This is a genomic window from Pseudomonas massiliensis, assembly GCF_000826105.1.
Classification (GTDB): Bacteria; Pseudomonadota; Gammaproteobacteria; order Pseudomonadales; family Pseudomonadaceae; genus Aquipseudomonas; species Aquipseudomonas massiliensis.
The window spans coordinates 927,438-949,758 of the sequence record NZ_CCYK01000007.1 but is presented as its reverse complement, the minus strand read 5'-3'; the positions used below and the strand labels follow the sequence as shown (position 1 = coordinate 949,758).

The window sequence follows — 22,321 nt, the reverse complement described above, 5'->3', positions numbered from 1 at the left end:
TTCTACTGGGTAAGTCCATGAAAGGCGTTCCAATGCCCCGGCGGGGCAGACGGCGGCAATGATACTCGCTCATACGCCTTTTTGGTTACTAAATTCTGGATTTACAAATGCTTGGCTACGGTTGCTGATTGGGTATAGCAGCTTTATATGACGAAGCATCCTGCAACAAGCCAAGGCCCGCCGCCACCTTCTCCACCGCTAACCTGCAACCTCAGAACCCCCATGGACAAGGAGGCGATCATGATCCGGAAGCAGAGCTTGCCCGTCCTCACCCTTTTACTCGCTCAAGTCGGCGTGGCCAGCGCTACGACTGTGCAACACTGTACCGGCGAGCAGGGCGAACCCAGCTACACCTTCAGTAGTTGTGCCAATGGCGAGGCAGGCCAGCCCCTGCGAGCATGGAACCCTCCGCCAGGAAGCGTGACGCCCGCCCCTGTGCCCTCGCCCTCGCCAGAAGTCACGGCCGACAACCCGCCCGCAAAGCGACCGGCTCACGAACCTACCCTTGCCAGCATGCCAATGCCAAGGCACAGCGAAGCCCGGCAAGCAACTGGGCCGGCTCGAGAAACAAAGTCCAGGGCGCCAACGCAGAAGAAGGCCAGGAAAAAGCCCGCGCGCTATGTCCCCTGGCGCTGAGCGCGTCAGAGGTTCATGCAGGCAAAAAAAAACCGCATCCAAGGATGCGGTTTTCCAAATGGTGCACTCAGGAGGATTCGAACCTCCGACCGCTCGGTTCGTAGCCGAGTACTCTATCCAGCTGAGCTATGAGTGCGGATGGGCGTTTGTTAAACCAGTCAACCCCTGGTACTAGACTCACGGATGATTCCGGCAAGCCTGATATGGTGCACTCAGGAGGATTCGAACCTCCGACCGCTCGGTTCGTAGCCGAGTACTCTATCCAGCTGAGCTATGAGTGCAGATGGGCGTTTGATGAACCAGTTACCCCTGGTATAAGACTTCGAGGAGAACCTCGCAATCCTAGTATGGTGCACTCAGGAGGATTCGAACCTCCGACCGCTCGGTTCGTAGCCGAGTACTCTATCCAGCTGAGCTATGAGTGCATTTACTGCTCTAGCAGCCCGCCCTGCGACGGACTGCTTGAATATGGCGGAGAAGGGGGGATTCGAACCCCCGACACCCTTTTGAGGTGTACTCCCTTAGCAGGGGAGCGCCTTCGGCCACTCGGCCACCTCTCCGTAACACGGGGCGTATATTAACCACGTTCTTTCCCGTTTGCAAACAAAAAAATCGAAGAAAATTAAAGGCTTGGTTCTTCGTCTTTCTCCTTGCGGATTCGCTGGTAGATTTCTTCACGGTGAACCGCCACTTCCTTGGGCGCATCGACGCCCAGACGGACCTGATTGCCTTTGATGCCCAGCACGGTCACGGTGATTTCGCCATCGCCAATGACCAGGCTTTCCGTGCAGCGGCGCGTCAAGATGAGCATGAGGATCTCCTAAAGGGGTTTCGAGGGAAGGTCTGCAAAAAAGGGCGTCACGACCGGCCTGGCCGGCCGCTTGCCAAAAAGCGTGGACATTGGCCCGCGCAAAAAGAAAAAGGGCGCGGACCAGGCCGCGCCCCAGGTGGACGCCTCACTCGCCCTGACGGGCGCCGGCATCCAGGTCGAACGCCGTATGCAGGGCGCGTACGGCCAGTTCCAGGTACTTCTCCTCGATCACCACCGAAACCTTGATTTCCGAAGTGGAGATCATCTGGATATTGATGCTCTCCTTGGCCAGGGCTTCGAACATGCGACTGGCGACCCCGGCGTGGGAGCGCATCCCTACCCCAACGATGGACACCTTGGCGATCCGGGTATCCCCCACCACTTCCCTGGCACCGATTTCCGCCGCGGTGGCCTGGAGCACCCCCAGGGCCTTCTGGTAATCGTTGCGGTGTACGGTAAAGGTGAAATCGGTGGTGTTATCGTGCGAGACATTCTGCACGATCATGTCGACCTCGATATTGGCCGCGCTGATCGGCCCGAGGATCTTGAAGGCCACACCCGGGGTGTCGGGCACACCACGGATGGTCAGCTTGGCTTCGTCGCGGTTGAAGGCGATGCCGGAGATGATCGGCTGTTCCATGGTTTCCTCTTCGTCGATTGTGATCAGGGTCCCTGGACCCTCTTGGAAGCTGTGCAATACGCGCAGCGGAACGTTGTATTTGCCAGCGAACTCCACAGCGCGGATCTGCAGCACCTTGGAACCGAGGCTGGCCATTTCCAGCATTTCCTCGAAGGTGATCTTGTCCAGCCGCTGGGCCTGCGCGACCACCCGAGGGTCAGTGGTGTACACACCGTCCACGTCGGTGTAGATCTGGCACTCGTCCGCCTTCAGCGCCGCCGCGAGGGCTACACCGGTGGTGTCGGAACCGCCGCGGCCCAGGGTGGTGATGTTGCCGTTCTGGTCAACGCCCTGGAAACCGGCGACCACGACCACCCGCCCGGCTTTCAGGTCTTCACGCAGCCGCTGGTCGTCGATCTGCAGGATACGCGCCTTGTTATAGGCGTCGTCCGTAAGGATCCTTACCTGGTTGCCGGTATAGGACACCGCTGGCACACCGCGCTTGATCAGCGCCATGGCCAGCAAGCCGATGGTCACCTGCTCGCCGGTCGATACCACTACGTCAAGTTCACGCGGCTCCGGCTGGTCGCTGATCTGCCTGGCCAGATCGATCAGCCGGTTGGTTTCCCCGCTCATCGCTGAAAGCACGACCACCAGGTCATGCCCCTGCTCGCGGAATTTCTTGACCTTGTCGGCCACTTGCTCGATTCGCTCGATCGAGCCCACCGAGGTGCCGCCAAACTTCTGTACGATCAAAGCCATTTCAACGCCGCCTCAAGCCCAACAGGGCCCCCATTAATCGTCCCCCCGCCACGCCACGGCACGAACCGTGGCGCCCGGCGGCCTTACAATCCTTGCTCAGCGAAAGGCAGCGCCAGCGCCAGCGCCTGGTCCAGCGCGGCGGCATCGACACCACCACCCTGAGCCATGTCTGGCCGGCCGCCACCCTTGCCGCCTACAACCGCCGCGGCCTGCTTCATCAGGTCCCCAGCCTTCAGGCGAGCCGAAAGGGCCTTGGTGACGCCAGCCACCAGCACGACCTTTTCGTCCTGCACGCCACCAAGGAGAATAAGGCCCTCGCCCAGCTTGTTCTTCAACTGATCGACCAGGGCCAGCAGCCCCTTGCCATCGACGCCATCAAGACGAGCGCTCAGTACCTTCACGCCCTTGACGTCCACGGCCTGGGCAGCCAGATCGTCGCCAGCGGCGCTGGCGGCCTTGGCTTGCAACTGCTCCAGCTGCTTTTCCAACTGCCGATTGCGCTCGAGAACGGCCTGCAGCTTGTCCAGAACGTTATCCCGGCTGCCCTTGAGCAGGGTCGCGGCTTCCTTGACCTGTTCTTCCGCGGCGTTGAGCAGGCTCAGGGCCGTGGCGCCGGTGACCGCCTCGATGCGCCGCACGCCGGAGGCCACGCCGCTTTCGCTGGTGATCTTGAACAGCGCGATATCGCCGGTGCGCTTGGCGTGGATACCGCCGCACAACTCCACGGAGAAGCCCTCGCCCATGGTCAGTACTCGGACGCGGTCGCCGTACTTCTCGCCGAACAGGGCCATGGCACCCTTGCGCTTGGCGCTCTCGATGTCCATTTCTTCGATCTGCACCGAAGTATTGCGGCGGATCTCGCGGTTGACGATATCCTCGAGGGCCTTGATCTGCTCAGGCTTGATCGGCTCGAAGTGGCTGAAGTCGAAGCGCAGGCGCTGGCTGTCCACCAGGGAGCCCTTCTGCTGCACATGGTCGCCGAGGATTTCGCGCAGGGCGGCATGCAGCAGGTGCGTAGCGGAGTGGTTCAGGGAGGTGGCCTGTTGCAGGTCGCCTTCGACCTGCGCCTGCACCTGCTCGCCCACCTTGAGCGCGCCCAGGGCAACGATGCCATGGTGCAGGAAGGCACCACCGGACTTGGTGGTATCCGCTACCTGGAAGCGTGCATTGCCCCCTTGCAGGTAACCACGGTCGCCTACCTGGCCGCCGGATTCGGCATAGAACGGCGTCTGATCAAGGATGACCACGCCTTCGTCGCCTTCGGCCAGGGTATCCACCGCCTGGCCATCCTTGTACAGGGCAACGATCCGCCCCTCACCGATATGGGCGGTGTAGCCGAGGAACCGGGTGTCTTCTTCCACCTTGACCAGGCTGTTGTAGTCCAGGCCGAAGGCGCTGGCGGAACGGGCACGCTCGCGCTGGGCGTTCATTTCCCGCTCGAAACCGGCTTCGTCCAGGGTGAGGTTGCGCTCCCGGGCGATGTCCCCGGTCAGGTCCATGGGGAAGCCGTAGGTGTCGTACAGCTTGAAGATCACATCGCCCGGCACCACGCTGCCTTCGAGCTCGGCCAGGTCCTGCTCGAGGATCTTCAGGCCCTGCTCCAGGGTCTTGGCGAACTGCTCTTCCTCGCCCTTGAGCACGCGCTCGATGTGAGCCTGCTGGCTCTTGAGCTCCGGGAAGGCTTCGCCCATCTCGGTCACCAGGGCAGCGACGATCCGGTGGAAGAAGGCACCGGTGGCGCCCAGCTTGTTGCCGTGTCGGCAGGCACGGCGAATGATCCGCCGCAGCACGTAGCCACGACCCTCGTTGGACGGCAGTACCCCATCGGCGATGAGGAAGCCGCACGAACGGATATGGTCGGCGACGACCTTCAGTGACGGCTGGCCGTCGTTGCCGCAACCTATGGCCTGGGCAGAGGCTTGCAGCAGGTGCTGGAAGAGGTCGATCTCATAGTTCGAATGCACATGCTGGAGCACGGCGCTGATGCGCTCCAGGCCCATGCCGGTGTCCACCGAAGGGGCCGGCAACGGGTGCAGCACGCCATCCGCGGTACGGTTGAACTGCATGAAGACGTTGTTCCAGATCTCGATGTAGCGGTCACCGTCTTCTTCCGGCGAGCCGGGCGGGCCGCCCCAGATGTCGGCGCCGTGGTCATAGAAGATCTCGGTGCAGGGGCCGCAGGGGCCCGTGTCACCCATGGTCCAGAAGTTGTCCGACGCATAGGGCGCGCCCTTGTTGTCGCCGATGCGCACCATGCGCTCGGCCGGCACCCCGACCTCCTTGGTCCAGATGTCGTAAGCCTCGTCATCGGTGGCGTACACGGTGACCCAGAGCTTTTCCTTGGGCAGGTTCAGCCACTTCTCGGAGGTCAGGAAGGTCCAGGCGAAGGTGATGGCGTCACGCTTGAAGTAATCGCCGAAGCTGAAATTGCCCAGCATTTCGAAGAAGGTGTGATGGCGCGCGGTATAGCCGACGTTTTCGAGGTCGTTGTGCTTGCCGCCGGCGCGCACGCATTTCTGGCTGCTGACCGCGCGGGTATAGGCGCGTTTTTCCTGGCCGAGGAAACAATCCTTGAATTGGTTCATCCCGGCATTGGTGAACAGCAAGGTGGGATCGTTGGCGGGGATCAGAGAGCTCGAGGCGACACGGGTGTGGCCTTGCTCTTCGAAGAAGCGGAGGAAGGCTTCACGGATTTCTGCGCTTTTCATAGGTTCTTCCACGGAGACAGCGGCCAGGGGCTAAGCTTGCGTCGAATCGACGGCAAAGGGCCGCATTATATCGGCCCTGCCGCGTGGGTACAGTGTGTTTGTACGATTGAGTCCATCAATTGGACGATTCCAGGGCGCTGCGGCCCGGGAAGCGAGCGAACACCTCGATCACCCGCTCGATCTGGGTCGGGCTGACATCCAGGTGGGTAACCAGGCGCAGGCGCGGATTGGCGGTCAGCCAGACCCCTTCCCCCTTGGCATGACGCGCCAGGTCGGCGGCGCGCCCACCAAGGTTCAGGTAGACCATGTTCGTCTGCACCGGCTCTACTGCATAACCGAGAGCCTGCAACCCGGCGGCCAGGCGCTCGGCATTGCCATGGTCTTCAGCCAGGCGGGCTACCTGATGATCCAGAGCGTAGAGGCCCGCGGCCGCCAGAATGCCGGCTTGGCGCATCCCGCCGCCTACCACCTTGCGCCAACGCCGGGCCTTGTCGATGAACGGCTGGCTGCCGCAGAGCACTGACCCCACGGGTGCGCCCAGCCCCTTGGACAGGCAGACCGACACCGAGTCGAAGTGAGCGCTGATCGCCCCGGGGGCGACACCGAGCGCCACCGCGGCGTTGTACAGGCGCGCGCCGTCCAGGTGTAGGCCCAGCCCGCGCTCGTCGCAAAGGGCACGGGCCGCCGCCAGGTAGCCCAAGGGCAGCACCTTGCCTTGCATGGTGTTTTCCAGGGCCAAGAGGCGGGTGCGGGCGAAATGGAAATCCTTCGGCTTGATGGCCGCGGCGACCTGGGCAAGATCCAGGGAACCGTCGGGCTGGTGCTCCAAGGGCTGGGGCTGGATCGACCCGAGCACCGCGGCTCCGCCGCCCTCATACTTATAGGTATGGGCCTGCTGCCCCACGATGTACTCGTCGCCGCGCTCGCAGTGAGCCATCAGGCCGAGCAGATTGCTCATGGTACCGCTGGGTACGAACAGCCCCGCCTGCAGGCCAAGCTCGTCGGCCAGTCGCGCTTCCAGCTGGCGTACGGTGGGGTCCTCGCCATAGACGTCGTCGCCGGTGTCGGCACGCATCATGGCGGCAAGCATGCCGGGCGTGGGGCGGGTTACGGTGTCGCTGCGCAGGTCGATGGGCGTCATCGGGCGATTCCTCGAACGTCGGACGCCCAAATCTAGCACGAGGCATGGGCCAGGATTCCCGCCTGCGACCATCTGTGCTAATAATGCGGCGCCGTGCTAGCACGGTAACGTTCTCAGGGCGGGGTGAAAGTCCCCACCGGCGGTAATGGCCTGGCCTAGCCCGCGAGCGCTCGCCTCGGCGAGGTCAGCAGACCCGGTGCGATTCCGGGGCCGACGGTATAGTCCGGATGAAGAGAGAGCGGATACCCATTCACGCCATCCGGCGAGGCTGGCTCCCCTCGTGTGCCCTGTTTGTGACTCATGAACAGGAGAATCCCATGCAATCCCCTTCCGAATCGCGTATCGCGTTCATCCAGGCCAGTTGGCACAAGGATATCGTCGACCAGAGCCGGCTTGGCTTCCTCGACACGCTCGCCGGGCTAGGCATCGATGCCAGCCGGGTCGACTGCTTCGAAGTCCCGGGTGCCTACGAAATCCCCTTGCACGCCAAGCTGCTGGCGCGCACGGGTCGCTATGCCGGCATCGTCGGTGCGGGCCTGGTGGTCGATGGCGGCATCTATCGCCATGACTTCGTCGCCCAGGCAGTTATCGACGGCCTGATGCGGGTCCAGCTGGACACTGAAGTGCCAGTGTTTTCCGTGGTCCTGACCCCTCATCACTTCCACGAGGGCAAGGAACACCACGATTACTTCTTCCGTCACTTCCGGCTCAAGGGCGCCGAGGCCGCGCGGGCCTGCATGGATACCCTGGCCAAGGTCAGGGACCTCAAGGGGCTGCTGGCCTGACCATCGAGCCGTGGAGCCCCGAGCCTCGCTGACCCGGGGCTCCACGGTCGCATTCAGGCCAGGGGTTGCCCCCGGTACGGCACGATCAGGATACCGGCACGCAGGCCGTTCCTGACCTTGGGGTTGGGAAAGATGATCCGCGCGTCCTGCTCCTCCACCACCCAGCGACTATGCTCGTCCTCGGCCAGCAGATACCCGGGTGGCAACGGCGAGAAGTTTTTCACATCGGCATCCAGGTGCAAGGCGAAGGCATCGCTGGCCTTGATGACCTCACGGGACACGCTGAACAGTTCAAGCCCTTGTAGGTCCGCTCCATCGAGCTCACCGCCCTGCCCTTCGATCAGCCCGCGCAGGCATCGATCCAGACGGGACAGGTCGACTTCGGCGTTCTGGCCGAAAGGCCGAGCCTTGCCCAGCTCCAGGGTGAAGGCTTCGGCGCCGAGCCGCTCGTAGGAATAGGCGCTGAAGGTAATGGCCGGACGGTTCTGCAGCAACACGGCCTGCATGCCGGCCTGGCGCAGCCGGGCCAACTCCCGGCGGGAGTGCGCCCTGCCCTCTTTCCACGGATAGAGCGCGAACTGCTCGATTTCCGAACCACGGATCGCGGTATGCAGGTCGTAGTGCAGGCGCTGCCGCCCTGCTCGGCTGAAGAAACCCGCCGCCAGGCGCTCCAGTTCGAACGCGCGCATGGCCTCGAAACCGCTGGAGGCCTCGTGACGGCCATTGAAGAGACGGTTGATGTCCTGCTCGATGTAGCGCTCTCCACGGCGGATCGCCTCGGGATTGCCGAACAGGAACAGCAACCGGGCCCGGGGCTGCAGTTCGCCCCGGGCAATGGCATGGATCAGTTCGTCGAGCAGCTCGATCGGGGCGGTTTCATTGCCATGGACGCCCGCGGAAAGGAGCAGATCCAGGCCGCTGTCGCGCTCGTCGGGTGGCTGCACTTCCAGCGCGCCCGGGGCCAGCCAGCGCAAGCAGGTGCCCCCGGTGGTCATCTGGATCTTCTGTGCCGGCTCCCGGTCGGCGAGGGTCAGTTCAAGCAGTTTGCCAAGCGACAGCATGGGCCAGGTTCCTCGCCGAGATCAGTGATGATGGCCGCAATCGGGGCCATGGACATGACCTGCCTCGTCATCACCCTGCTCCGCCGGCTCCATCTCCAGCTGCAGGCTGACCAGGTTGGTGGCCATGGGGCGCAGCAGCAGGTTGGCGTACTCGGTGTCGCCATCTTCTACATCCACGCCAATGAGCAACTGATCGTTGCCGCCCTGCTGAATCCAGATCTCCTTACCTTGCCAGACCACCGCCAGGCGGGTACAGGCGGTTTCCAGCTGGGTACCGTCGTCATCTTCAAGAATCAGCCGCAGCACATCGGACATAGTGGTATTCCCGGTCAATTGAGTTGGAAGGGATAAACCGAGCCGAGCCGCAACAGGCCGGTCAGTTCATCCAGCGCCGTACGACATTCCAGCAGCAGTTGCGGGTCGGCCAGGTCGGCCTCGCCAAGGCGATCCCGATAGTGACGGTCTACCCACTCAAGCAGCTGCCCATACAAGGCGTCGGTCATGATAACCCCTTGGTTCACGGCTGCCAGTTCTTGTTCGTTCAGCGCCACGCGCAAGCGCAGACACGCCGGCCCGCCACCGTTGCGCATGCTCTGCTTGAGATCGAATACCCGCACCTCGGTGATCGGGCCGTCGCTGCCAAGCAGGCCATCGAGGTAAGCCCACACCCGTGGATTGCCACGACATTCCTCAGGCACTACCAACACCATGCGACCGTCCGGTCGGGTCAGCAGCTGGCTGTTGAACAGGTAAGAACGCACGGCGTCCTCCACACTGACCTGATCCCTCGGCACAGCGATGGCCTGGAATCGGCCGCCGCGGGCGGCGAGCTTGGCATCAAGTTCGCCAAGTACCTGGTCGGTATCGAGAAATGCGTCCTGATGATGAAACAGCACCTCGCCGTTGCCCACAGCGATCACATCGTTGTGGAACACGCCCTGGTCGATCACCGCCGGGTTCTGCTGGGCGAACACCGTGCCGGCCTCGCTCAGCCCATGCAGGCGAGCCACGGCCTGGGACGCCTCCAAGGTCTGCCGGGCAGGATAGCGCTGGGGCGCCGGGCGGCGGCTGTCGAACGCGGCGCGGCCGTAAACGAAGAACTCAACGCCCGGCTCGCCATAGGCGCGGCACAGGCGAGTATGGTTGGCCGCACCCTCGTCGCCGAACTGCGCCACCGCCGGCAGTGCCGCATGGTGCGCGAAATGCGTGCTGTCGGCGAACATGGCCGCCAGCACCCGGCTGGTGGTGGGGTGCTCGATACTGCGGTGGTACTTGCAGTTAAGGTTGGCCGCGGTGAAATGCACGCGCCTGTCCGCGGTATCGGCGCTCGGGCTGACCGTGGCGGCGTTGGCCACCCACATGCTCGAGGCCGAGCAACTGGCTGCGAGGATGGGCATCGCATCGCGCGCCGCGCTGGCGATGACCTGCGCATCGGTACCGCCGAAGCCCAGGCGGCGCAGGCCAGCGATGTCCGGGCGCTCCTGGGGAGCGAGCACCCCCTGCACGAAGCCCAGGTCGGACAGCGCCTTCATCTTGGCCAGCCCTTGGCGCGCGGCTTCCTTGGGGTTGGACTGCGCCTGGCTGTTGCTCTGGGAAGCAACGTTGCCGTAGGACAGGCCACCGTAGTTGTGGGTCGGGCCCACCAGCCCGTCGAAATTGACTTCAAACGCTTTCATCGGCTCGGCTCCAGCAAATTCGTTACAGGGTCACGCCGGGCGTGAGCGTGGGCGGCAGGCTGACCCGTTCGGCCTCCAGGGAGGCCACCGGGAAGGCGCAGTAGTCTGCGGCGTAATAGGCGCTGGCACGGTGGTTGCCCGAAGCGCCAATGCCGCCGAAGGGCGCGCTGCTGGCAGCTCCGGTCAGTTGTTTGTTCCAGTTCACGATGCCGGCGCGGCTGTGCAACCAGAAGTGCTGGTAGCGCTCGGCCGAATCCGACAGCAGGCCGGCTGCCAGGCCGTAGCGCGTGGCGTTGGCCTCGGCGATGGCCTGGTCGAAGCCTTGGTAACGTACTACTTGCAACAGCGGGCCGAACAACTCTTCGTCAGACTTTTCGGCGATCGCGGTCACGTCCACTACCCCGGGGGTAAGCAAAGCGGCGTCGGGGCTTGGCTGAGTCATGGCCAGCAAGGCCCGGCCGCCCTGGGCCAGTAACACGGCCTGCGCCTCCATCAAGGCTTTGGCGGCCGCCAGGGAAACTACCGCGCCCATGAAGGGTGCGGGCTGCTCATCGAAGGCGCCTACCCGCAGGTTACGCGCAACCTCCACCAGGCGATCAAGCAGGCGGTCACCCCATTCGCCGGCCGGTACCAACAGGCGGCGGGCGCAGGTGCAACGCTGGCCGGCGGAGATGAATGCTGACTGCACAATGGTATAGACGGCAGCATCCAGGTCTTCCACCTCATCCACCACCAGCGGGTTGTTTCCGCCCATTTCCAGGGCCAGGATCTTGTCCGGGCGGCCGGCGAACTGCTGATGCAGGTGGTTACCGGTACGGCTCGATCCAGTGAAGAACAGCCCGTCGATGTCCGCCGCGGCCAGGGCGACCCCGGTCTCCCGGGCGCCCTGCACCAGGTTCAGCACACCGGCGGGCAGGCCCGCCTGCTCCCAGCACGCCACCGTCAGGGCCGCCACGGCCGGCGTCAGTTCGCTGGGCTTAAACACCACGGTATTGCCGGCCAGCAAGGCCGGCACGATATGCCCATTGGGCAGATGACCCGGGAAGTTGTACGGCCCGAAGACGGCCACCACTCCGTGAGGCTTGTGGCGTAGCACCGCATTGGCATCGCCGAGCACGCTTTGCTTCTCGCCCGTACGCTCGCGATAGGCCTGCACCGAGATCGCCACCTTGTTGATCATGCTGGTGACTTCGGTGGCCGCTTCCCATAGCGGCTTGCCGGTTTCCTCGCCGATGCAACGCGCCAGGTCATCCGCGCGAGTCTTCAGTCGCTCGGCGAAGGCTTGCAGGTGAGCGATGCGGGCATCCAGTGGCAGCGATGCCCAAGCAGGAAAGGCCTGGCGAGCGGCGGCCACGGCTGTGTCAACCTGGGCCGCCGACGCCCCCTGGCCCTGCCACAGTACCCGCTGGCCCACGGGATCGAGGGACTGGAAGACCTCGCCTTCGCCTGCGAGCCATTGCCCGCCAATGAACAGGGTAGTCATGCCTGGCCCTCCAGAGCCGTAGTGGGTGACAGGGGCACCGCGCGCACCTGGTCGCCGGCGTGAAGGCGCAGGCGCCGAGCGGTAAGTGGGTCCACCACCAGGGTGCCGGCGGCCAGCCGCGCCGGTGCCGCGGTAATACGGCACTGCTCGAGCTGACGGTTGTGGATCAGATACACCGGTGCGTCATCGCCCGGTGTACCCACGGCCAGTATCAGGGTCTTGCTTTCCTGAACGGCGCGGATCTTGGCGACTTCGCACTCCACCGCGGGACCGGCATCGAAGATGTCCACATAGCCCTGGTAGTTGAAGCCTTCGGCACGGAGCATGGAAAGCGCCGGCTCGGTATCAGGGTGGACCTTGCCGATCACCCCGCGCGCGGCCTCCGACAGGAAGCAGGTATAAAGCGGGAACTTGGGCATCAGCTCGGCGATGAACGCGCGGTTGCCGACGCCGGTGAGGTAGTCCGCCTGACTGAACTCCATCTTGAAGAAATAACGCCCCAGGCTTTCCCAGAAAGGCGAGCGTCCCTGGTCGTCGGAGATGCCGCGTAGCTCGGCGATCACCTTCTTGCCGAACAGGGCGGTGTATTCGGCCATGAACAGCAGCCGCGCCTTGGCCAGCAAGCGGCCGTTGAGGCCATTGCGCATGTCGTCCCGCAGGAACAGCGAGCACAGCTCTGAATTGCCGGTCAGGTCGTTAGCCAGGAAGAGCGTGGGAATCTCGCGGTAGATGTTCAGTTCTTTGGATGCACTGACAGTCAGGCCTACCCGGTAGTTGTACCAAGGCTCGCGCTGCCCCACCGCCCCGGCGATGGCCGAAGTGCCCACCACGGTGCCGTCGTCGGTTTCCAGTACGAACAGGTAGTCGGTATCCCCGCGCTCGGCTTCGCCACGGAAGCTTTTCTGCGCCCACTCCACGCGCTGGCCAAGGCGCTCTTCATTGGCCGGCAAGGTAGTCAGGCCCGGGCCGGTGCCACGGGCCAGGTCGATCAGCGCGTTAAGGTCGCTGCTGCGTACAGGACGAACAATCATGCTTTCTCCTCGGGCGGCCCAGCTGAGGGGCCGCGATCGTCCGCCTGGCCAGCGCCAGGCGGTGCACCTTGCTGTTACACCGCCACCAGGCGCACGCTGGCGCCTTCACCGACACCCAGGCGCTCGGCCACCGCGGCGGGCAAGCCCACCGGCTTGCCGGGTGCCCAGTCCAGCTCCAGCAGGGCAGCGCGGTAGTCCTGCAACTGACAATTGGCGACCAGGTACGGCCGCCCGCCCTTGCCGGTTTCCTCGATTCGCACCGGCACCACCCGGCTAGTGGCGATCGAACGGATATTGGCGACCCGGGCATGCAGGGTCGGCCCGCCGTCGAAGATGTCGATGTAATGTTCGGTTTCAAAGCCTTCGCGCATCAGGATGTCGAAGGTGATCTGTGCCCTGGGATGTACTTGGCCCATGGCTTCCTGGGCGGCATCCGGCAACAGCGGAACATAAATGGGGTAATGGGGCATCAGCTCGGCCAGGAAGGTCCGGCTTTTCAACCCACAAAGCCGCTCGGCCGCCGCGTAGTTGATATCGAAGAAGTTACGCCCGATCGCGTCCCAGAACGGGGAATCCCCTGCCTCGTCGCTGTATCCGACGATTTCGGTCACCACCGAGTCGGCGAAACGCTCGGGATGGTTGGCCATGAACAGCAGCCTGGCCCGGGAATTGAGCTCAGCCCAGGGCGTGCTGACCAGCTCTGGCAAGACATAGAAACTGGTCAGCAGGCTGTTACCGGTCAGGTCGTGGCACTGGGAGAGTACATGGATCTTGTTGTGGATCTTCAGTTCACGGGAGGCATGAACGAAGGTCTCGTTGCGAAAGCTATAGAACGGCTCCGAATAGCCGGCCGACGCCACGATGGCCGAGCAACCGACGAGCCGCCCTTGGGCGGTGTCTTCCAGCACGAAGAAATAGCTTTCTTCGCCGTTGAAGCTCACCTCGGCGGCGAAGGAGGCCTCGGACGCCACGATCTTGTCGCGCAGGCGCTCGAGATCGTCGGGAAGGGACGTGACACCGATGGGGCTGTCCGCGGCGAGCCGTTGCACCTCGTCCAGGTCAGCCATTTGCGCCGGGCGCATCACGAGCATGGTGCCACTCCTTGAATCAGAAAGAAGAAGCGGGGCGCCAGGCACCCCGCCAGTCACTGCGACCAGCCGGCCTCACCGGCCAGTCAGGCACGGCCAGTCAGGCTTGGGTCAACTGGGCAACGGCGCGTTCGAAGCGGTCCAGGCCATCGTCGATGTCAGCCTCCTCGATGACCAGGCTCGGGGCGAAGCGGACCACGTCCGGGCCGGCCTGGAGGATCATCAGGTCCTGACGCTCGGCGGCATTGAAGAACTCCTTGGCCTTGCCTTTCCAGGGGTCGCTTAGCACGCAGCCGATCAACAGGCCCATGCCGCGTACCTGGGTGAACACACCATAGCGCTCGCCAATGGCGCGCAAGCGGGTAGCGAAAAGCTCATGCCGAGCCTGCACTCCGGCCAGTACCTGCGGCGTATTGACCACGTCGACCACGGCCTCGGCCACCGCGCAGGCCAATGGATTGCCGCCGTAGGTGGTGCCGTGCACGCCTACGCTCAGGTGCTTGGCGAGCTTCTCGGTGGTCAGCATGGCCCCGATAGGGAAACCACCTCCCAGGCTCTTGGCGCTGGAGAGCACATCGGGAGTCACGCCGTAATGCATGTAGGCGAACAGCTTGCCGCTACGGCCCATGCCGCTCTGCACCTCATCGAACACCAGCAGGGCATTGTGCTGGTCGCACAGGGCGCGGGCGCCTTCGAGGTAGGCCTTGTCCGCCGGCAATACGCCGCCCTCGCCCTGGATAGGCTCCAGCACCACGGCGCAGGTCCTGTCCGAGATCGCGGCCTTGAGAGCGTCAAGGTCGTTATAGGGCACATGGGTGATGCCTTCGATCTTCGGCCCGAAGCCATCGGAGTACTTGGGCTGACCGCCCACGCTCACGGTGAAAAGGGTGCGGCCATGGAAGCTGTTGACCGCCGCGATGATCTCGCACTTCTCGGGACCGAAGTTATCGTGGGCCACGCGACGTGCCAGCTTGAAGCAGGCTTCGTTGGCCTCGGCACCGGAGTTGCAGAAGAACACGCGCTCGGCGAAGGTGGCCGCCACCAGCTTCTTGGCCAGGCGCAGGGTAGGCTCGTTGGTGAACACGTTGGACACGTGCCACAGCTTGTTGGCCTGCTCGGTCAGCGCCTTGACCAGGGCCGGATGGGCATGGCCCAGGACGTTCACCGCGATGCCGCCGGAGAAATCGATGAGTTCACGGCCAGCCTGGTCCCAGACACGAGACCCGGCGCCACGCACAGGGATGAACCCGGCCGGAGCATAATTGGGGACCATGACCTGGTCGAAATCGGCGCGTTGCACCTGAGCGTGATCAGCGGACATCAGCGTCTCCTGAAGCGAAGCGTCGGCCCGAGAGTGGCCGACGATGGGGGGATTGTAAGGAGTGGTCGGGCCGGGACCTTGCCGCCAAGCGACAACTTGTTACAGCCGCACACCTTGGAAACAGGGGGTTTTCAGCAATGCGACATATAGGGTCACAAAGGCGTAAGTTTAAAGGAGGTCAAACCGAGGGGGCCAGTGAAGTAGCAATCTGTAGGTCAAAGCGAATCAACGGTTGGCTGATCAGACTTTGCCAGCTTCCCGGTTTTTGGACATCAGGGGGGCGGGGGCGGTGATGAAGAGTAAATCCCGATTGCGCATGCGCCTCAAGTAAGGTTTCGCCTTTACGGCGACCCCCTTTGTTTCGGCAAAGGGGGGAAACCATTCGCGCTGTTCGTTCGGCCCCCGCCAAGGCGGGGGTTCCCTCCTTCCGGCATGGCTCGGGCTTGGGACGCGTCGACAGGGCATCCCTGCCCTGGCGCCGCTCGCCCGCCTTCCCTGGCGGGCGCCCAGCTTCGCCATGCCTCCACTCGGCCGAGCCGAGGCGCATTCCGCGGCGCCTGTGCCATTTGTGCAAGTCTCGCTAGTACCGGCCCGAGCTCACCCTCGCTCAGCCGACACCGGCGCCAGCTCGAAAGGGCTGCCGGCGCGACGCTGGTTCCGGTCTTCCCGGGGCGTAGCCCCAAAGAAATTCCGATAGGCGCTGGAAAAATGCGGCCCCGAGGAAAACCCGCACGACAGCCCGATCTGGATGATTGACTTGCTCGTCTGCATCAGCATCTGGCGCGCCTTGTTCAGGCGCAGTTCCAGGTAATACTGGCTGGGCACCCGGTTGAGGTACTGCTTGAAGATGCGTTCCAGCTGTCGTCGCGAGACGCACACGTGCTGGGCGATCTCATCCGTGGTCAGCGGCTCCTCGATGTTGGCTTCCATCAAGAGCACCGCCTGGGTCAGCTTCGGATGGCTCGACCCCAGCCGGTTCTGCAATGGAATGCGCTGGCGCTCGGCCCCTTCGCGAATCCGCTCGACCACCAACTCTTCGGACACCGCGCCGGCCAGCTCGGCGCCATGGTCGCGGGTCAGCAGCGCCAGCATGAGGTCAAGCACGGCCAAGCCACCGCAGGCGGTGAGGCGGTCACGGTCACAGTCGAACAGGTGACTGGTGGCGATCACCTTCGGAAAGCGCTCACTGAAATCGTCCTGCCAGCGCCAATGCACCGAGGCGCGGTAGCCGTCGAGCAGGCCCAATTGGGCCAAGGGATAGATACCCGCGGACAAGCCGCCAATCAGGCAGCCGCCGCGTACCTGCTGCTTGAGCGCGCTGGCTAGGGCCGCAGGCATGGTCGTCGGCGGTTCGTCCGCTACCAGGAATAATTTCTGGCATCCTTCCAGCCGCCCCGCCCAGGGCTCGCCAGGCAACTGCCAACCCCCGACGCTCAAGGCCTCGGCATGCAGGAACACCGGTTCATAAAGGACCTCGGGATGAACCCGGCTGGCAACACTCAAGGCTTCCTCGGCCAGTGCCAGGGTCAGCGCCCTGGTGCCGGGCCAGATGAGAAAACCGATACGCTGGGCAGTCATTGAGACACTCACGCAAAAGAAGGCGAACGAGGGGCGAGCGGCGAGCTTGGCCTGCTTATTTAAGACTACCGGAGAGGAACTGGCGCAGGCGCTCGGACTGAGGGTTCGCCAGGACTTCCCGGGGGTTGCCCTGCTCTTCCACCAGCCCCTGGTGCAGGAAGATGACCTGATTGGACACTTCCCGCGCAAAGCCCATCTCGTGGGTGACCACCACCATGGTCCGCCCTTCCTGGGCGAGAGACTGCATGACCTTGAGCACATCGCCCACCAGCTCCGGGTCCAGCGCGGAGGTGGGCTCGTCGAACAACATCACCTCCGGCTCCATGGCCAGGGCGCGGGCGATCGCCACGCGCTGCTGCTCGCCGCCAGACATATGGCCAGGATAGGCATCCTTACGGTGGGTCACCCCTACCTTCGCCAGGTAATACTCCGCTTTTTCCAAGGCCTCCTTCTTGCTTACCCCCAGTACATGCACCGGGGCCTCGATCACATTCTGCAAGGCGGTCATGTGCGACCACAGGTTGAAATGCTGGAACACCATGGCCAGTCGCGAACGCAGACGCTGGAGCTGCTTGGGATCACCGGCCTTGAGCCCGCCGGCCTTGTTGGGCACCAGCTTCAGGGCTTCGTTGTTGAGCAGGATGTTTCCCGACCAGGGCTGCTCGAGCAGGTTGATGCAACGCAGGAAGGTGCTTTTGCCCGAACCGCTGGAGCCGATGATGCTGATCACGTCGCCGGCCCTGGCTTGAAGGCTGACGCCCTTGAGCACTTCGTGGCTGCCATAGCGCTTGTGCAGGTCCTGGACTTCGAGTTTGTTCATGGAGTCGGTCTCTGAAATAAGGCCAGGCGGCGCGACGCCGCCCGGGAACGCGTCAGCCCTTGCGTGGCGCCAGGTAGCCGAGCCAGCGCCGCTCGGCCAGCTTGAACAGCCGCACCAGGATGAAGGTCAGGGCCAGGTAGATGGCCCCCGCAGTGATGTAGGCCTCGAACGGCAGGTAATACTGGGCGTTCACGGCCCGGGCGGCGCCGGTGATGTCCATCAGGGTGACGATGGAAGCCAGGCTGGTAGTCTGCAGCATCATGATCACTTCGTTGCTGTATTGCGGCAGCGCGCGGCGCATGGCTGAAGGCAGCAGGATGCGTCGATACATCAGGGCACGGGACATGCCCATGGCGCGGGCCGCCTCGATCTCGCCATGAGGCGTGGCCCGCAGGCTGCCGGCGATGATTTCGGCGGTATAGGCGCTGGTATTAATGGCGAATGCCAGGCAGGCACAGAAGGTGGCGCTGGACAACCACGGCCAGAATACACTTTCCCGCACGGCCTCGAACTGCGCCAGGCCGTAGTAGATCAGGAACAACTGCACCAGCATGGGCGTGCCGCGAATGATGTAGGTGTATGTCCAGGCCAGGGCGTTGACCCACGGTCTGCGCGAAACCCGCATCAATGCCAGCGGGAAGGCCACCAACAATCCTGCAACCAGGGAAATGGCCAGCAGCTTGAGGGTTTCGAGTAGCCCTTGCAGGTACAGCGGCAGACTGGCCTGGATCACGGTGTAGTCGAAAATCATAGTTCAGCCGTCCTTACGCCCGCCGAGTAACGTCGCTCGAGCCATTTGAGCAGCAGCAGCGAGACACTGGTGATGATCAGGTAGAGCCCGGCGACGGCCAGGTAGAAGGTGAAGGGCTCTCGGGTCGCGTCGGCCGCCTGTTTGGCCTTGAACATCATGTCCTGCAGACCGACAACGGAAATGAGCGCGGTGGCCTTGGTCAGCACCAGCCAGTTGTTGGTGAAGCCGGGGATGGCCAGGCGGATCATCTGCGGCACCAGCACGCGGAAGAAGATCTGCAGGCTGCTCATGCCATAGGCCATGCCCGCCTCGGCCTGGCCTTTGGGGATACCCATGAAGGCGCCCCGAAAGGTCTCGGACAGGTAGGCACCGAAAATGAAGCCCAAGGTGAAGACGCCGGTGAGCAGCGGGTCCAGGTCGATGTAGTCGTCGTAGCCCAGCAGGGGCGCCACTCGGTTCACCACATCCTGGCCGCCGTAGAAAATCAGCAGGATCAGCACAAGGTCCGGGATGCCGCGAATCACCGTGGAATACAGCTCACCCAGCCATGCCAGTACCCGCACCGGGGAGAGGCGAAACGCAGCGCCCACCAGGCCCAGCACGATCGCCAGCGCCATGGACGAGAGCGCCAATTGCAGGGTCAGGCCGACCCCCTCGAGGATGACCTCGCCGTAGCCTTTCAACATGCTCGCAAGCCTTCAGAGTGAGCGTCACGCGCTCAGGGCGGAAAAACGAAGCGGGGCCGCGCACGGCCCCTGCTCGCGGAGGGGATGACGCTATTTGCCGTAGATATCGAAGTCGAAGTACTTGTCCTGGATCTGCTTGTACGTACCGTTGGCACGAATGGCAGCGATAGCCGCATTGAGCCGCTCCAGGTTGGCGCTGTCGCCTTTGCGCACGGCGATGCCTACGCCGTCACCGAAGTACTTGACGTCGGTGAAGGCCGGCCCGGCGAAGGCGAAGCCCTTGCCCGCGTCCGTTTTCAGGAAACCATCCTGCAGCAGCGTGGCATCGGCCAGGGTGCCATCCAGGCGGCCAGCGGCGAGGTCCAGGTAGACCTCGTTCTGGGAGGCGTAGGGCTTGACGTTCACACCCTTGGGCGCGAGTACTTCATTGGCGAAGCGTTCGTGGATGGAGCCACGCTGCACGCCGATGTTCTTGCCGCTCAGGCCACCCAGGCTGTCGTCCACGCTGGTGCCGGCCTTCATGACCAGGCGTGCCGGAGTGTTGTAGTACTTGCTGGTGAAGTCCACCGACTTCTTGCGGTCGTCGGTGATGGACATCGAGGAAAGAATGGCGTCGATCTTGCGCACCTTCAGCGAGGGGATCAGGCCGTCGAACTCCTGCTCGACCCAGACGCACCTGACCTTCATCTCGGCGCACAGCGCGTTGCCGATGTCATAGTCGAAGCCCACGATGCTGCCGTCCGGTGCCTTGGAGGCGAACGGCGGGTAGGCCGCTTCGATACCGATCTTCAACGGCTTGTCTTCGGCCGCGGCGGTAAACGAAAGCACGGACAGCGCCAGGGCACCAAGCAGTGCGAGCTTCTTCATGGGAGTACTCCATCGGATGGCGGCGCTGGCAAGGCCAGGCGCGGAGCCAGGATAAATCGCGCCACCGAAGCGGAGGCGAGTGCTGGGCATTTTAACGGCGAGTCAAAGTCGGAAATTTCTGCAATGCGACAACATATTACAGAAGGCTGGCTCGACTGAACCGCCCACCTTGACAGGCAAGCGAACCAGTGATCTAAGGGCTTGGAACCAACCAACAGCTACTGCAAATTTCAAGCCTACCGATCTAACCCCTGTACTAGAGGCATTGGCGGGGCATCTTCCAACGCTTCGCGCCGTCGATCTGTTTCGATCAGTTTCACGGTGGCATTATCCGGTAACACGGTACCTGTTTCCATAAAACAAAAGCCCCGCCGAAGCGGGGCTCGATAAGCGGCAATGGATCAGGCGGCCGCCATCTGCCGATGCGTATCGATCAGGTGCTGGACCACGCCAGGGTCGGCCAGGGTGGAAATGTCCCCCAGGGCACCATATTCGGCGGTAGCGATCTTGCGCAGGATACGGCGCATGATCTTCCCTGACCGCGTCTTGGGCAGGCCCGGGGCCCACTGAATGACGTCGGGCGAAGCGATTGGGCCGATCTCCTTGCGCACCCAGTTCTTGAGCTCCTGACGCAAGGCCTCGCTTGGCTCTTCCCCGGCATTGAGGGTCACATAAACATAGATCCCCTGCCCCTTGATGTCATGGGGCACGCCCACCACTGCGGCTTCGGCCACTTTCGGGTGGGCCACCATGGCGCTTTCGATCTCGGCGGTACCCATGCGGTGGCCGCTCACGTTGAGCACATCATCCACCCGGCCGGTGATCCAGTAATAGCCATCCTCATCCCGCCTGGCGCCGTCACCCGTGAAGTACATGCCGCGGAACGTCTTGAAGTAGGTATCGACGAAACGGTCGTGGTCTCCATACAGCGACCGTGCCTGCCCGGGCCAGGAGTCCAGAATCACCAGGTTGCCCTCGGCCGCCCCTTCGATGATGTTGCCCAGGTTGTCCACCAGGGCGGGAATGACGCCAAAGAACGGCTTGGTAGCCGAGCCTGGCTTCAGCCCGATGGCGCCCGGCAACGGACTGATCAGCACGCCGCCGGTTTCAGTCTGCCACCAGGTGTCGACGATCGGGCAACGTTCCTTCCCCACGGTCTTGTAATACCAGTTCCAGGCTTCGGGGTTGATGGGTTCGCCCACCGAGCCGAGCAGGCGCAGGCTGGAGCCATCCGCCCCGGCCACTGCCGCGGTGCCTTCGGCCATCATGGCGCGAATGGCCGTGGGCGCCGTATAGAGAATGTTCACCTTGTGCTTGTCGATGATCTTCGATACGCGGGTGATGTCCGGGTAGTTGGGCACCCCTTCGAAAAGAAGCGTGGTAGCGCCGTTGGCCAGGGGCCCGTAGACGATATAGCTGTGCCCGGTGACCCAGCCTACGTCGGCCGTGCACCAGTAGACCTCACCCGGACGGTAGTCAAAGACACGTTCATGGGTAAGGGCCGCATAGAGCAGGTAGCCTGCGCTGGTATGCAGCACGCCCTTGGGCTTGCCCGTGGAGCCTGAGGTGTAGAGGATGAACAGCGCCTCCTCGGCGCCCATTTCCTTGGGCGCGCAGGTGCTGGAAGCCACTTCCAGCAAAGCGTGGTACCAGATGTCGCGGTGACGGTTCCATTCGATCTCGCCGCCGGTGCGCTTGCAGACGATCACTTTCTGCACGCTGCTGGTTTCCGGGTTGGTCAAGGCGCGATCGACGTTCGCTTTCAACGGCGTCTTCTTGCCGCCCCGCAGCCCTTCGTCCGCGGTGATCACCACCTTGGAGCGGCAGTCGATGATGCGGCCAGCCAGTGCTTCCGGGGAAAAGCCGCCGAACACCACCGAGTGGATGGCGCCGATCCGGGCGCAGGCCAGCATGGCTACCACCGCCTGCGGAATCATCGGCATGTAGATGGTCACCACATCGCCGCGATGCACGTCCTGGCCACGCAAGGCGTTGGCGAACTTGCACACTTCTTCGTGCAGCTCGCGGTAGGTGATGGTGCGGCTTTCGGAGGGGTCGTCCCCCTCCCAGATGATGGCGGGCTGATCGCCACGCGCTTCCAGATGCCGATCCAGGCAGTTGTAGGCCACATTCAGGGTGCCGTCGGCGAACCACTTGATGTCAACGCGATGGTCGTCGAAGGAAGTCTGCTTCACCTTGTCGAACGGCTTGATCCAGTCCAGGCGCTTGGCCTGCTCGCGCCAGAAACCGTCGGGGTTGACCACGGACTGCTGGTACATGGCCTTGTAGGTCGCCTCGTCGGTCAGGGTATTGGCCTTCACGTCAGGGCGTACGGGGTACAGGGAAGCCGCGGTCATCTTTTCGGTCCTCGAAGAGCATCGTTGTTCTTGTAGGCTTGCGTTGTACGTGACGCAAGCCTGCTACAACCATTCGACGATGGTAGTAAAGGCGAACGCCGCGTGCCGTAGGGCGAAATTATTGCCTCTTTCGTTAACAC

General features: G+C 63.3%; 18 protein-coding genes, 4 tRNA genes and 1 riboswitch. Of the genes, 1 reads left to right on the top strand and 21 read right to left on the bottom strand.

Annotated features, from left to right (window positions below):
* Positions 1-695: 695 nt before the first annotated feature.
* The 8 genes from BN1188_RS15245 to ltaE form a co-directional block, all read right to left on the bottom strand.
* Positions 696-772 (bottom strand) — tRNA-Arg (locus BN1188_RS15245).
* 68 nt (positions 773-840) lie between these two features.
* Positions 841-917: transfer RNA gene (locus BN1188_RS15240), tRNA-Arg, on the bottom strand.
* Between the two features lie 67 nt (positions 918-984).
* Positions 985-1,061 (bottom strand) — tRNA-Arg (locus BN1188_RS15235).
* A 44-nt stretch (positions 1,062-1,105) separates the two neighbouring features.
* Positions 1,106-1,196 (bottom strand) — tRNA-Ser (locus tag BN1188_RS15230).
* Between the two features lie 62 nt (positions 1,197-1,258).
* The gene (gene csrA, locus BN1188_RS15225) at positions 1,259-1,447 is read right to left on the bottom strand and encodes a carbon storage regulator CsrA (protein WP_040262273.1); all 189 of its coding nucleotides are present in this window, start codon (positions 1,445-1,447) and stop codon (positions 1,259-1,261) included.
* A gap of 145 nt (positions 1,448-1,592) precedes the next feature.
* Complete coding sequence (locus tag BN1188_RS15220; protein ID WP_040262272.1) at positions 1,593-2,828, bottom strand: aspartate kinase; 1,236 nt, start codon at positions 2,826-2,828, stop codon at positions 1,593-1,595.
* 83 nt (positions 2,829-2,911) lie between these two features.
* Positions 2,912-5,536, bottom strand: a complete 2,625-nt coding sequence (gene alaS, locus BN1188_RS15215; RefSeq protein WP_040262271.1) for an alanine--tRNA ligase — start codon at positions 5,534-5,536, stop codon at positions 2,912-2,914.
* A gap of 115 nt (positions 5,537-5,651) precedes the next feature.
* The gene (gene ltaE / locus BN1188_RS15210) at positions 5,652-6,677 is read right to left on the bottom strand and encodes a low-specificity L-threonine aldolase (protein WP_040262270.1); all 1,026 of its coding nucleotides are present in this window, start codon (positions 6,675-6,677) and stop codon (positions 5,652-5,654) included.
* Between the two features lie 105 nt (positions 6,678-6,782).
* Positions 6,783-6,921: riboswitch (FMN riboswitch) on the top strand.
* 73 nt (positions 6,922-6,994) lie between these two features.
* On the opposite strand from ltaE, the gene BN1188_RS15205 reads away from it, so the two are divergent.
* On the top strand, positions 6,995-7,462 hold the full coding sequence (locus tag BN1188_RS15205; protein ID WP_040262269.1) for a 6,7-dimethyl-8-ribityllumazine synthase: 468 nt from the start codon (positions 6,995-6,997) through the stop codon (positions 7,460-7,462).
* Between the two features lie 53 nt (positions 7,463-7,515).
* Here BN1188_RS15205 and astE read toward each other — a convergent pair whose 3' ends face one another.
* From astE to acs, 13 genes are all read right to left on the bottom strand, one after another.
* A complete protein-coding gene (astE, locus tag BN1188_RS15200; protein ID WP_040262268.1) occupies positions 7,516-8,523 on the bottom strand; it encodes a succinylglutamate desuccinylase in 1,008 nt (335 codons plus the stop codon).
* A 21-nt stretch (positions 8,524-8,544) separates the two neighbouring features.
* Positions 8,545-8,838 (bottom strand): hypothetical protein, encoded by a 294-nt coding sequence (locus tag BN1188_RS15195; RefSeq protein WP_040262267.1) that lies wholly within the window; start codon positions 8,836-8,838, stop codon positions 8,545-8,547.
* A 14-nt stretch (positions 8,839-8,852) separates the two neighbouring features.
* On the bottom strand, positions 8,853-10,199 hold the full coding sequence (gene astB / locus BN1188_RS15190) for an N-succinylarginine dihydrolase (protein WP_040262266.1): 1,347 nt from the start codon (positions 10,197-10,199) through the stop codon (positions 8,853-8,855).
* A 22-nt stretch (positions 10,200-10,221) separates the two neighbouring features.
* Complete coding sequence (astD, locus tag BN1188_RS15185; RefSeq protein ID WP_040262265.1) at positions 10,222-11,682, bottom strand: succinylglutamate-semialdehyde dehydrogenase; 1,461 nt, start codon at positions 11,680-11,682, stop codon at positions 10,222-10,224.
* A complete protein-coding gene (gene astA / locus BN1188_RS15180) occupies positions 11,679-12,713 on the bottom strand; it encodes an arginine N-succinyltransferase (protein ID WP_040262264.1) in 1,035 nt (344 codons plus the stop codon). Before astA ends, astD begins: the two co-directional genes overlap by 4 nt.
* Positions 12,714-12,787: 74 nt before the next feature.
* On the bottom strand, positions 12,788-13,804 hold the full coding sequence (gene aruF, locus BN1188_RS15175) for an arginine/ornithine succinyltransferase subunit alpha (RefSeq protein ID WP_040262263.1): 1,017 nt from the start codon (positions 13,802-13,804) through the stop codon (positions 12,788-12,790).
* A gap of 97 nt (positions 13,805-13,901) precedes the next feature.
* On the bottom strand, positions 13,902-15,122 hold the full coding sequence (locus BN1188_RS15170) for an aspartate aminotransferase family protein (RefSeq protein ID WP_040262262.1): 1,221 nt from the start codon (positions 15,120-15,122) through the stop codon (positions 13,902-13,904).
* A 597-nt stretch (positions 15,123-15,719) separates the two neighbouring features.
* The gene (argR, locus tag BN1188_RS15165) at positions 15,720-16,700 is read right to left on the bottom strand and encodes a transcriptional regulator ArgR (protein WP_040262261.1); all 981 of its coding nucleotides are present in this window, start codon (positions 16,698-16,700) and stop codon (positions 15,720-15,722) included.
* A 55-nt stretch (positions 16,701-16,755) separates the two neighbouring features.
* Positions 16,756-17,520, bottom strand: a complete 765-nt coding sequence (locus tag BN1188_RS15160; RefSeq protein WP_040262260.1) for an ABC transporter ATP-binding protein — start codon at positions 17,518-17,520, stop codon at positions 16,756-16,758.
* 52 nt (positions 17,521-17,572) lie between these two features.
* Positions 17,573-18,271: an ABC transporter permease gene (locus BN1188_RS15155; protein WP_040262259.1), complete on the bottom strand. Its 699-nt coding sequence runs from the start codon at positions 18,269-18,271 to the stop codon at positions 17,573-17,575.
* Complete coding sequence (locus BN1188_RS15150; RefSeq protein WP_040262258.1) at positions 18,268-18,957, bottom strand: ABC transporter permease; 690 nt, start codon at positions 18,955-18,957, stop codon at positions 18,268-18,270. The genes BN1188_RS15155 and BN1188_RS15150 overlap by 4 nt, the downstream gene beginning before the upstream one ends.
* A gap of 90 nt (positions 18,958-19,047) precedes the next feature.
* Positions 19,048-19,824: an ABC transporter substrate-binding protein gene (locus BN1188_RS15145; protein WP_040262257.1), complete on the bottom strand. Its 777-nt coding sequence runs from the start codon at positions 19,822-19,824 to the stop codon at positions 19,048-19,050.
* Between the two features lie 401 nt (positions 19,825-20,225).
* Positions 20,226-22,181 carry an acetate--CoA ligase gene (gene acs, locus BN1188_RS15140; protein WP_040262256.1) on the bottom strand — a complete coding sequence of 652 codons (1,956 nt, stop codon included), beginning with the start codon at positions 22,179-22,181 and terminating at the stop codon, positions 20,226-20,228.
* Between the last annotated feature and the right edge of the window lie 140 nt (positions 22,182-22,321).